A 12,603-nucleotide genomic window follows, 5' to 3' on the forward strand; every position below is an offset into this window, starting at 1 on the left:
ATTTAGAAAAGTCTAATTATATTTAAAATTTAGAAAAGTCTAATTATATTTAAACTAAATTAGAATTGACTAAATAAAATGGCGCGCTAAGCTATGAGTATTGGCGAGAAAGGAGTAGGCGATGGCAGAGTCAAGCGTGCCGTTTGAGACAGAAAGCATACCTGACATGGACATTGTTGCCATGCGTGAGCAAGCGTCTTTGGTGGCGACCATGTTGAAAGTGATGGCCCATCCTGAGCGCTTAATTGTGCTGTGCCAGCTTTTGGCCGGAGAGCGCTCCGTGGGGCAATTGCTGCAAGGGTCGTCGCTCAGTCAGTCGGCGTTTTCCCAGCACCTTAGCGTGTTAAAGCGGCATCAACTGGTTAAGGTGCGCAAGTCATCCCAGCAGGTGTTTTATCAGCTCAATGATCCCTACGTCGCGGCGATTATCGCCACCTTGCAGCGGCTCTATTGTGCCTGATGTGTCTGAATCTTAGAGATCAGCACACATTCATTGCCCGTCGATGCACTAAGTTAATTAACATTCAGCCATTTTACCTATCGTTTTCTTGTCGTTACTGACATCAGCCAAAGGATCGAATATGCGAGATGCCCAGCCACAAGGTCAGCTGATCACCCGAGTAATGAATAGCTTCTTCCCGCCTATCCTCATCGTGCTCGCACTGCTGGTCGGGGCGGCGGCGCTGTGGCTTACACCCAAAGAAGAAGATCCGCAAATCGTGGTGCCAATGGCAGATGTGGTGGTACAAGCGCCCGGTTTGAGTGCGCCACAAGTGGCAAAGCAGGTGACGCAGCCTCTGGAGAAAAAAGTCAGTCAAATTGATGGGGTGGAGTATGTGTATTCCACCACCCAAGCAGGCTCCGCGTTGGTCACGGTGCGCTTTTACGTGGGTGAAGATCGCGAGGCAGCCTTGGTGAAGCTTTATAACAAGCTGTACGCCAATCAAGATGCGATCCCAGCCGCGGTGAGCGAATGGGCAATCAAGCCGGTGGAAATTGATGATGTGCCGATTGTGATTGCGGCACTGCGTAGCGAAAACCCTGACCAGCTCGACCATTATGCGCTGCGACGCATTGCCGAGCAGGCGACCTTGGATCTTAAAGCCCTTCCCGAAACCAATGCGGTGAAGGTGGTAGGTGGTGTGCCGCGGCAGGTATTGGTCACGCTCGATCCTGCGGCTATGGCTAGCTATCAAATCAGCGTGTCCGATCTCACCAATGCCTTCTCATTAAGCCATCAAAAGCGCGATGTCGGGGATATTCAGCATCAGGGTGAGCGCTATGTATTAAAAACCGGCCAGTGGTATCAAAGCCTTGACGAGATACGCCATTTAGTGGTGGCGGTGGTTAATGGCAAACCTGTGTACCTGCAGGATGTAGCCGAATTATCCGACGGCGCGCAAGAGTCCACCACAGATACCTGGATCCAATCGACCGATGATAGCCAGCCGCATCCAGCAGTGTTTCTCTCGGTGGCCAAGCAAAAAGGTTCGAACGCGGTGAGCGTGGCCGAGGATATCACCGCCACGCTCAATCATCTGGTCGCCACACAATTTCCCGAGGGCGTGAGCGTCGAGATCATTCGCAATTACGGCCAAACCGCCGATGCCAAAGTAAAAAACTTGGTATCCAGCCTCGGTATTGCGGTGCTCACCGTGGTGGTCTTTGTTGGTTTATTCTTAAACTGGCGCAGTGCCTTAGTGGTGGCGATTGCTATCCCAATCAGTTATGGCGCGGCATTAGGGCTGGATTTAGCCTTTGGCTACTCAATTAACCGCGTCACCTTGTTTGCGTTAATCTTGGCGCTAGGGCTGATTGTCGATGATCCGATTGCCAGTATCGACAACATTGAACGGCACCTGACCCATGATAATAAGCCCCGTGGACGCACGATTGTGCTGGCGATGTTGGAAATCAAACGCGCATTGATCATGTCGACCGTGGCGATTGTGATTGTGTTCACCCCGATGTTTTTTATCACCGGCATGATGGGGCCATATATGGCACCGCTGGCATTCAATGTGCCGGTCAGTGTGGTGATCAGTACCTTGGTGGCGTTTTTAGTCACCCCTTGGCTCGCCAAAAAAATTGTCCGCGCCTCCAATAAAGGTGATGACTATCGCATAGAGACCACGCCGCTGTACCGTGGCTACCGACGCGTGTTGCTGCCATTGCTCGAGAGTAATCGTCGCGCCAAAGCGTTTTTATGGCTAGTGGGCGTGTTGTTCGTCATCGCCGCTCTGCTGCCTGCTTTGCGTCTCGTGCCACTCAAACTCTTGCCGTATGACAATAAAAACGAGTTTCAGGTGGTACTGGATTTGCCGGAAACCGCCAATCATGTTGATACCTCCAACGTGCTGCGAGAAATGAACCGTTATCTACAAACGCAAGCCGAGGTGGTGTCGGTATCCGGCTTTGCCGGGCTCGCCTCACCGATGGATTTTAATGGCATGGTGCGACATTACTTTACTCGCCAAGCGCCTTACCAGGGTGAACTGCGTGTGGTGCTGGTGGATAAGCACCGGCGCACGTTGCAATCGCATGGCTTGGTCACGCGCATGCGTGATGAATTAGAAGCCATTGCAGCAAATTATGATGCCGAGGTGCAATTAGTGGAAATGCCGCCGGGGCCGCCGGTGCTGGCAACCATTGTCGCGGAAGTGTATGGCTCACCAAGCACGCCGTATTCAACCCTGCAAGCGCAAGCGACGCAGGTGGCCGAGCGATTAAAGCGTGAAGCCTTGGTGTCAGAAGTGAGCACCAGTATTCAAGGGTCTTTATCGAGCTGGCAGTTTGTGGTGGACCAAGAAAAAGCCGCCTTGTCGGGTATTGCCGTGGCCGACATCAACCAAGCGCTCAGGGCCGCGAACCAAGGGGTCACGCTGGCCCATTTAGCGGATGCCGATGAAATGGATCCCTTGCCCGTGAGGCTGCAACTTGCGCCAGATGCGCGTGATCAACTTGATGCGCTGCTTGCACTGCACGTACGCGGTCGGGCTGGGGTGGCTAAACAATCGATTCAAGGTGCCTTGGTGGATGCGCCGCAGCCGCTGGTCGCCTTGAGTGAGCTCGGTCATTTTACGCGGCAACCGGTTGATCAGCCCATCTATCATAAAAATTTGCGCCCCGTCGTGTATGTGTACGCCGAACCCACTGGACGCGTGCCGGGCGAAGTAGTCGCCGATGTGATGGCCGACTTTAATCAACCTGAATCGGATAGTGCTCGCCCGCTATCAGCGCGTAGTTATCTGGATAATGGCGGGGGTGATGGCTGGCAAGTTGATGAGGGTATCGAGGTGGTATGGAGTGGTGAAGGAGAGTGGAAGATCACCATTGATGTCTTCCGCGATCTGGGGATTGCCTATGGTGCGGCACTGCTGGGCGTCTTTATTGTGATGCTGATACAAACTGGGCTACCGGCGGTATCGGGCATTATTATGCTCGCGATCCCGCTGACCGTGATTGGCATCATGCCGGGTTTTTGGTTGCTCAATGGCTTAAGCGGTGAGATCAACGGCTACCCAAACCCGGCGCTATTCACCGCCACCGCGATGATTGGCATGATTGCATTGGCAGGGATTGTGGTGCGTAACTCACTGGTGTTAATTGAATTTATTCAACAGTCACTTGCACAAGGCATGGCGCTGAGTGAAGCCCTAGTACAAGCGGGCGCAGTGCGAATGCGGCCTATTTTGCTCACTGCCGGCACCACCTTATTGGGGAATGTGATTATCACCCTCGACCCTATTTTCAATGGCTTAGCGTGGGCAATTATTTTCGGCATTGCCGCGTCTACCGTGTTTACCTTGCTGGTTGTGCCTGTGGTGTACAACCTTGCGTATCAACATCACCCGACCCATGGCTTATCAGTAGAAGGAGAGGATGCATGAAGGCAAAAAAAGGCTTACTCGCACTGGTGCTAGGCACTGGGTTATTGGTGTTATTTTTGGCGATGGCTGGCGCCTTTACCGAGAAAGTGGCGTCAGAATCGCCCCCCAAACCTGTCGCAAGCGATATGAAAACGCTAACACTGGAAGCGGTCGAACAGCCGCAAACGCGTACCTTCTCGGGTAAGCTAGTGGCACGACAAAACGCCACGCTGGCAGCGCGGATGACGGCCACCGTCGCGGAAGTGTTGGTTGATGTCGGTGACCGCGTTGAGCAAGGCGATGTATTACTGCGTTTAGATAATGCCGACCTCAGTGCCAAAGTTCGCCAAGTGCAACAAGCCTTGGCCTCGGCGCAATCGCAATTGAATACCGCGCGCAGTGACTACCGCCGAATGGAGACCTTGTTGGCGAAAAAGCTGGTGCCTCAATCTCAGTTTGATGAAGCGGAAAACCGCTTAAAAACGGCGCAGTCTGATTATCGCCGCGCCCTTGCTGCGGTGGACGAGGCAGAAACCCAATTTGGTTTTAGTCTGGTGCGAGCGCCTTTCTCAGGCGTGATCACGGAAAAGATCATCAACCAAGGTGATACGGCAACACCGGGCGCGGCGATGTTATCGCTGTATAACCCTGCCAGTATTGAAGCGGCGGTGAATATGGCTGAGTCTGCTTTGCCTTTTGTGGCGATTGGCCAATCGTTAACGGTTGAATTGCCCACCTATGATAAAACGCTGATAGGTATGGTGCGCACGATGACGCCCGCCGCCGATGCGAGCTCACGTAGTTATCGTGTCGTGGTGACACTGCCTCATTCGGATCCTAACGATAGCTTGCTGCCAGGCATGTTTGCAAAAGTGACCGTGTCACAAAAGTCCGAACCTGTGCTTTACTTACCGAGCAATGCGTATTATCAAATTGGACAACTTAACTATGTGAAGGTGCTCGATGCGGGTGAGGTGAGCACACGGCTGGTATCGCTCACACAGCAAGGACGCGTACGTAAGGGGTTAAAGCCTGGCGAGGTGGTTATATTGAATCCGTAAAAATGCAGTGATTCAGGTCGCATTATGGAGAATATCGTCAATACTTAAGGTGAGTTTTCCTAAAAGGAGTTCACTATGAAAATAGCGACACTTTCTGCAACCGCAATCGCCGCGACAGCACTCACTGGTTCCCTACTATCTGGGCCAGCGCTCGCTTTAGAGACATCATCACTCAAAGCCTGTGGAGACGGTGCTGGTTGGCCACCATATACCTTTGAAAAAGGCGGACAAGTGCAAGGGTATGATGTTGACGTCCTTGACGCGATATTCGGCAAAGAAGGGGTCGATGTTTCGGTCGAATTGCCTCCTTGGAAACGTTGTGTACTGCAAACGAAGGCCGGCAACTATGATATCGCCCTCAGTGCTTCGTACAGCGAAGAACGGGATAAAAATTATCTTCTTACTGATTATTACTATACGTTACAGCCTAGCTATATTTATTCGACAAGCCAACATCCTAATGGCTTGAATATAAACTCAGTGGACGATTTAAACGGCCTAAGAATGTGTGGCTTACTTGGCTATAATTATACCGGTTTTGGTGTTGACGACAGTAAAGTCAGAAAATCAGCAAAAAGTTTCGAACAGCTCGTGCAAAAAACGGAAGCAGGACGCTGTGATGTCTTCTTGGCGCGTTACGAAATATTGGCTGGATTTAAAGTTTCCCAAGGGACTGATTATCTCGCCGGTGGTATGAAAGCTGAGCCTATTCCGGGCAACAGTGGGGATAAGTTCCACATGATGATCTCGCGTGAGCATCCAGAAGCCATGGAAATAAAAGCCACGCTGGATGCCGGGTTTGAGTCAATGCGTAACGCCGGTGAATTACAGTCTATTCTCGATACTTATATTAAATAAATGGTTATTAAAAAATAAAAAAAAGAGGTGATGCGTCACCTCTTTTTTATTGTTGATAAACATTGTAGTAGAAAGACCAACAGACAGTCGTTTTAATAGTTGGGTGTAAACCCAGTCTATAGCATGAAAAAATGGGTTGTGCTCTCTTTCAATCAACCGATGGCGTTAATGGATAGTCCGGATGTGTTTTTCTCTGATTTTGCTTTGTACATATCTTGATCTGCCGAGGCCATCAGTTCATCTAGATCACGAGGGGACCGATGGTTAAAGAGGACACAGCCAATACTGAGCGATGGGTAGATATGATAGCGCTGCCATCGACATGCGGAGGCCTCGACCGTTTCTTTTAGGCTTTTTAGCACTTTGTTGACATCGCTAGGGTGTACATCTCGCAATACAACAATAAACTCGTCACCGCCCATTCTTGCGACCAAGTCTGATGAGCGGGTGCTTTGGTTTAGCGCTGAGGCTACATGGCTAAGCAATGCATCGCCAGCTTCATGACCGTATGCGTCGTTAACCTTCTTAAAATCATTTAAGTCGATATTGAGCAGCGCAAAGGACTCTTTTTTCTCTTGTGTGAGTGAATCAAGTTTCTCGATCGCGAACCGCCGGTTAGGAAGTTGGGTTAACTCGTCGACGAGTGCTTGTTTTTTCGCGATAAGAAAACTGCGATAGAAAAGTAATGTCAGGCCATAAATAACGATAAATATGCCCGAGCTGATCACGTAAATCATAATACTTAGGCGCAAGATTTCGGGCGAGCGTTTAAGTGTGTATTCGACGGCGAGTGACCATTCACCAGTAGGTAGAGAAATCGGAACCGTAAAGTCGGCATTGACAACTGTCGATTGGGAGCCATAAAAGTAAGCCAGTGTTTCACTGTTTTTGATGGCTACATTGGCGCCACTGAGATCGTATAACCCGACTTCACCGAGCATCTTGATATGGTCAATGACAACACTGACTCCTCCCCAGTAGTTCGACGTATCTGTCGGGGAGGAGAAGATAGGAAACCGTGCAATGATCGCTTGACCACCTTGAACGAGGTTTACGGGCCCAGCGATGTAAACGTCGCCAAGATTTCGCGCTTTTAATACCGCACGGTACTGGTCTGGACGAGAGCGAAAGTCTAATCCGATTGCAGCTTGGTTCCCTTCGAAAGGGTAAACATGGCTGATAATATTATCGGGTGCTAGGCCCACATTGCGGACATAATCTGCCTTGTCTAGGAGTTTTTGCGCCACACTGTCCCAATTGGCCATGGCGAACTCCGGATCAATGGTGACCACGGTCGCCAAGCTATCAGCGACATAGGTATCATGATATATCGCCGCCTCAATCCGGGACCGTATCAAGGAGGCTTTACGATTAATGTCCTCTTGCTCTTCTTGGATGACTCGGTTGACGATAGTGTCGCCAATGAGAGCCGTCACGCCTACTGCAGCAACCAAGTACGCGAGCGTGAAAAGGATAAACCAAGTTTTAAGGCGGCGAGGTAAAACCATATTGCTCCAAGCTAAAAAAGGGGAAAAGAAACATTCTCTCCCCCTTAAGCGTACTCAATTTTTTTATATGCGATCAGTTTATGCCATATTTTTTCAGGATTTTTTCAAACGTGCCATCTGCTTTTATCGTATTAAGCCCTTTGTTGTAGGCATTGATAAACATCTGGCTATCGGGGTTGGCTTTGCCACTCGTGATATGTAAAGGGTTGGTTGAGAGCGCCTGGTCAGTAAAGGCAAACTGGTTACTATCAAGCCCCTCTTCCTGCATCACTGATTGGGCGACGACCTTGTCTTCCAAGGTCAGGTCAATACGATCGGCGAGCAGCTTTTTCAAATTGGTTGCTAGGTTATTGGCAGCAGGTTTATCAAAATGCGTCGCCTCCAAAAACGCATCACCGTAGCCGTAATCGCGCACAATACCAACCACTTTTCCCTGTAAGTCATTTAAACTCGAGAACTGAAAAACGTCATCTGCACGTTTAATAAACGTTAGCTGATTGCTCATATAAGGGTTGCTGTAACGTAGGAACTCAGTGCGTGCTTCAGTGTGCCAAGTGGCGGGAAGCAAGTCGATATTCCCTTTGCTGACCGCATCAAGGGCGCGAGCCCATGGCATGTTTTTAAACTCGACTTCATAGCCTTGGGTGGCCATCGCAGCTTTGACAAGCTCGACAGAAATCCCCGGCCGATTGGGATCTGTAGTCACAAAGGGTGGCCACGGATCCTGAGCCGCTGTCAGCGTTCTTGCCATCGCACTAGGCACCAGTAATAGTATTGCCAAGCTAACGGTAAACAGCTTTTTCATGTTCTCTCCTTGTTATTATTCCTTTAATTACGTTTTAAATTTCCCCATTTGTGCTTTGATGTCTTCACTGAGGGTAAGCACTTTGTCGGTGCGTGCTGCGTTTTCTTGTGCACCTTCAGTCACGTAATTGGTTGCTTCTGAAGCTTCATTGATTGCTTGACTCACTTCATCAATGGCTTGACGTTGCTCGTCAGTGGCTTGCGAGATTTGTCCACTACGCTCGGAAATATCCGTGATGGTCTCGCGTACCTGACTGACAGACTCTTGCGACTCAGAGACACGACCGGCGGTGTTTTCTAAGATACTACCAATGCGTTTTATCTCTTTTTCTACCGACTCAGTCGCTTCACTCAACGACTTGATGTTGGATTGAATTTGCTCGGTGGACTCACTGGTTTTGACTGAAAGACTACGTACTTCGTCAGCCACCACCGCAAAGCCTCGGCCTTGTTCACCCGCACGCGCCGCCTCAATCGCAGCGTTCAGCGCCAAGAGGTTGGTTTGTTCAGAGATATCATTGATGACGTTCACGACATCTGAAATTTTCTCGCCTTCCTCAAGCAGTTTATGCATTTCAGCATTCACGTTCTCCATCTCTGAACGCATATTGATGATTTCAGAGGCTGAACTCTCAATGGTGCCGTACACTTGGTTAACCAGATCAGTGGCCCCCGCTGCACGTGTGGCGGCATCGTTCGCCGTATCCGCAACGGTGGCAATGGATTGATTCATCTGCGTGGCGGCGGCAGCAACGGTAGAGAGGCTTTGTTTCTGTTGCTCCAAGCGTTCCGCGTTAGTGCGCGCCATTTGTCCACTCTCTGCTGAGACTTCAGCGAGATTGATAGAAGCTTGAGTCACTTCATTGACGATTTCACGTAACGAAGCGGTGAAGTGGTTAATATGCTCGGTGATCTGGGCGAATTCTTTGTATTTCGGTGCTGGTATAACGGTAGAGAGATCGCCATCACCACTGGCGAGTTCTCGGACGCGCCCAGTTAAATCGTTGAGCGGTTTAACGACGGTGGCAGTTAAGGCCAAAATTAAGAATACGATGATCACAAGATCGAGCACTAGCAGCTCAATGAGGCTTCGAGTGAGGGTCTCGGATAACTCCGCCTCTAGCCTGTCGGTGTTGTAGAATACCTGAAGTGTCCCCACTTTGTTGGTTTCACCATACTCGGTAAATGAAAGCTCACTTTCTTCGTTGGGCATGGACTCGTACATCGATTTTTCGCCGTCGCCAATGTCTTTCGGCTGGCGTTGCCCCTCGTCATTGGGTGGCCCGAGGCGCAGAAAGACGATGGCAGACCCTTGATTATCCAGTATTCGCACCGCTTTGATATCGGGTGCTTTTAATTCGGCAGAAATCGAGAGTTTGGCCGCTTCCAGGTCGAAGTCCCAAATGGCTTTGGGCAAACTGAGATTCATACGATTGGTGGCATTTTCCACTGTGGTTTCAAGCGCGCTATTCAGTTCCTGTTTGGTATTTTGATAATCAATATAACTTGATATCCCTAATACCACAGAAACAGCAATAACCACTTGAGTGACAAATATTGCTTTTAGACTCTTAAACATAGCGCTACTCTTCCATTTTCATTGTTATGCGATCTTAGTGCGACCATTTTCTCTTCGAGTGATCATTATTCGCCTAGGTGTTCTTTCATTATCTGTTCAACATTGATTTTCTTTAGTCCTTGATTGACGACTTCACGCCATTTTTGCCCTTCGGTATTGTCTGCAAACGCAATGTAGAGTTTTTTATCAACCAAGAGTTTTTTGTTCATTTGTAGATTGGCTTTAACAGCACTGAGAGCAGGATCATTCTCTTTGAGATAGTCCAGCACATTGGCATCGACGACGGCTAGTGGGATACGTTCACGCCCTACTTTCTGTAAATTTTGTGTATCACTGGTGACCGCAGACGATTTGAGTGTGCCATTTGCAATGCGCTCATCTAATTCTGGTGTGTTGACATAGCCACGCACCACACCAATGGTATGTTGAGTTAGATCATCAAGGGTTGACCACTCGATAGGCTGGTTGACGTTTTCAACGAACCCGAGCGGGCCTGTGCCTATGGGGTCAGAGAAGATCAATTCATCTGTTTCGTAATGATATTCTGGAAAATAGCCAGCGTACTGCGCATCATTCTTCACCAAATACACGGTGCGTGACCAAGGGTAAAATTCGACGTTAAGTTCGTGCCCCATGGCTTGTACAGCCGCACGCACAACAGCTACCGACGCACCTTGATCGGGCAAGTTCTTACCAGAATAAGGAGGCCACTCGAGCGATGGCATGGTGAGAACATCGGCTCGAGCTGGTGTTGCTAGAAGAAGGGCCGAGAAAACGATGGCGAACAGATGCTTGAGCATAATGCCTCCAATTTATCCATCATTCCCTTAAGCGTAGACGAGATAAAAATAGGTGGGCGCAGTGATCGTTTATTTGTCGAAAAATATGCGTTTTTTATTGTCATAATGTGATGAAAATAAACAATTTTCTGGTCGGGCCAACAGAAGAGAAGACGATGACTAGCCGGAAATACAGGGGGGATTTCTGGCTTTGTCTATAAACCTGGCCGTTTTTGTCTTTGAGTTAGACAAAAAAGCCGCTGCTTTAAACAGCGGCTTGTTAGTGAGCGATTAATCACGCTCAAGGCTGACGTTAGAGTAGCTACGGTAGCCACGTACCATTACATGGTACTCGGTACCTTCTTTTGCACTGATACGACAGGTCTCATCGTTGCCATAGTCATAAGGACGACAGTCCCAGTTGTTAGTAGTGGGTTTGCTGCCCGCTTTTACATAAAGGTCGGCATCACCCGTGCCACCGCTCATTGCCACATTCACGTTACGGCTGCTATCAACTGTGAACGTAAAAAAGGTTTCACTGCCGCTGCCACCACTTAAACCGGTAACCGGCTGGTTGGGCTGAAGCACGTTTCCACCGTTGTCACCACAACTTGCATCGACGCCTACGGTATTAAATGCATCGATAACGTCTTGCGCATTGTAAGCCAAGTCTTGCGTGGCTTTCACTACGCCGCACGCACCTTGGTCAAATGTGCTGCTGGCGGTCCAGTACAGTTGGTTCGCGGTGGTGAATACTTCGAAGCCTTTGCGAACATCCCAGTTTGCTTTGTTAGCGAGGAGGTAGAAAGCACGGTTATATACGCCGCTTGAATAGTGCACATTCATGCCATCACGGTACTGGCTGGCGTCATCAATTGATTTGCCATCGCGTGAAGGTTGGTCAAAATAGCGCAGACCACCAGTGCCTTTAAAGATGTCGGCACCGACCACCCAATCGACTTCATCATGCATGTAGTATTCTGCAGCTTCACCGGCAATATCAGAAAACGCCTCATTGATCCCGCCCGACATGTCTGCATAGATGAGACCAGAGTTTTGCTCAGTAAAGCCGTGGCTGACCTCGTGGGCACTCACGTTGATATCGACCAGTGGGTAGAACGTTGATTTGCCATCCCCGAATGTCATTGAGCTACCATTCCAGAATGCATTCTCATAGTCGTTGCCGTAGTGGACGCGCATAGTGAGCTGGAAAGTCAGAGGTGCGGTGTTCATCCAATCTTGGTACATGTCAAAAACAACGTTACCGAAATAGTGCGCATCGTTCAGTGCAGAGTAAGCGCCGTTAACATATCTTTCGTCGTTGTAGTTACTGCTATCTGTACACGGGTAGGTGAAGGCAGTGCTGCCTGTGGTACCGTTCTCTAGATCGACCGTTTTCACTTTGTCGTTTTCTAGCGTACATGTGGTGCCGGTTTTGTCGATAGGGAACCCATCATAGTCCGTCCCATAAATATATTGGCCGGTTTTTTCGTTACCACCAGGGCCTGTACCAACGGCAGTGGCATGATTAATACCATCCCAGTGTTTCAGAATCTCACCAGTGTTGGCATCCATCATATAAAAAGGACGGCTTGGATCGTCACCAGCGATAAAGAAATCAACGATATAGACGAGCTGCGCATTCTGCTCGTCATCCAGCTTGACCACCAAGCGAGTGTTCTCGTTTTCAAATGGGGCAGAGGTAATGGTTTGTTGGTTCTGCGTGAAAGCAGCCTTCGCGGCTTCCAAGGCCGCTTGGCTATTGAGCGCGGGTGAGATAGAGGTGATATCGTTCGCGACACCTTGTGCCATGGTACCGTAGACGTCGCTACGTTGACCTTGTTTTTCTGTCGCGACGACAGCCGTGTCAATAACGGGCACACCTTGATAGGTTTGCTGGTAACGCACTTTGACTWTGCCGTTTGGCAAGGTGACACGCTTCACTTCTTTAAACCCTAGTGGGTTGGCTTGTGAACCTGATGGTGCGTAAACACCTGCAGGTTGGTCTAAGACCTGACTTAGCATTGCATCATCAGTGACGTTAATCAGTTCTGCACTCAGTGCCGGTGTGCTAGCGACAACGCTAGAGGCGATAAGCCATGTCAATTTAGAGAGTTTCATTTTATTGCCCTAATTGTTGTTGAA

At 49.4% G+C, this 12,603-nt stretch carries 9 protein-coding genes; 4 read left to right on the top strand and 5 right to left on the bottom strand.

Going from position 1 to position 12,603, the window contains the following annotated elements; all coding sequences use genetic code 11:
• Positions 1-166: 166 nt before the first annotated feature.
• From BZG73_RS06775 to BZG73_RS06790, 4 genes are all read left to right on the top strand, one after another.
• Complete coding sequence (locus tag BZG73_RS06775; RefSeq protein WP_077667977.1) at positions 167-460, top strand: ArsR/SmtB family transcription factor; 294 nt, start codon at positions 167-169, stop codon at positions 458-460.
• A 121-nt stretch (positions 461-581) separates the two neighbouring features.
• Positions 582-3,890: an efflux RND transporter permease subunit gene (locus tag BZG73_RS06780; protein ID WP_077667919.1), complete on the top strand. Its 3,309-nt coding sequence runs from the start codon at positions 582-584 to the stop codon at positions 3,888-3,890.
• Positions 3,887-4,930, top strand: a complete 1,044-nt coding sequence (locus tag BZG73_RS06785; protein WP_077667920.1) for an efflux RND transporter periplasmic adaptor subunit — start codon at positions 3,887-3,889, stop codon at positions 4,928-4,930. Before BZG73_RS06780 ends, BZG73_RS06785 begins: the two co-directional genes overlap by 4 nt.
• Positions 4,931-5,005: 75 nt before the next feature.
• A complete protein-coding gene (locus BZG73_RS06790) occupies positions 5,006-5,788 on the top strand; it encodes a substrate-binding periplasmic protein (protein WP_077667921.1) in 783 nt (260 codons plus the stop codon).
• A 152-nt stretch (positions 5,789-5,940) separates the two neighbouring features.
• On the opposite strand, the gene BZG73_RS06795 is transcribed toward BZG73_RS06790, so the two are convergent.
• From BZG73_RS06795 to BZG73_RS06815, 5 genes are all read right to left on the bottom strand, one after another.
• The gene (locus BZG73_RS06795; protein ID WP_077667922.1) at positions 5,941-7,296 is read right to left on the bottom strand and encodes a diguanylate cyclase domain-containing protein; all 1,356 of its coding nucleotides are present in this window, start codon (positions 7,294-7,296) and stop codon (positions 5,941-5,943) included.
• A gap of 73 nt (positions 7,297-7,369) precedes the next feature.
• Positions 7,370-8,101 carry a substrate-binding periplasmic protein gene (locus BZG73_RS06800; RefSeq protein WP_077667923.1) on the bottom strand — a complete coding sequence of 244 codons (732 nt, stop codon included), beginning with the start codon at positions 8,099-8,101 and terminating at the stop codon, positions 7,370-7,372.
• 27 nt (positions 8,102-8,128) lie between these two features.
• Entirely contained in the window at positions 8,129-9,679 is a 1,551-nt protein-coding gene (locus tag BZG73_RS06805; RefSeq protein WP_046075781.1) for a methyl-accepting chemotaxis protein, read from the bottom strand.
• A gap of 65 nt (positions 9,680-9,744) precedes the next feature.
• Positions 9,745-10,479 (bottom strand): substrate-binding periplasmic protein, encoded by a 735-nt coding sequence (locus tag BZG73_RS06810; protein ID WP_077667924.1) that lies wholly within the window; start codon positions 10,477-10,479, stop codon positions 9,745-9,747.
• A gap of 270 nt (positions 10,480-10,749) precedes the next feature.
• Positions 10,750-12,579 (bottom strand): M4 family metallopeptidase, encoded by a 1,830-nt coding sequence (locus BZG73_RS06815; protein ID WP_077667925.1) that lies wholly within the window; start codon positions 12,577-12,579, stop codon positions 10,750-10,752.
• Between the last annotated feature and the right edge of the window lie 24 nt (positions 12,580-12,603).

It is taken from the genome of Salinivibrio siamensis (assembly GCF_001996005.1).
GTDB lineage: Bacteria > Pseudomonadota > Gammaproteobacteria > Enterobacterales > Vibrionaceae > Salinivibrio > Salinivibrio siamensis.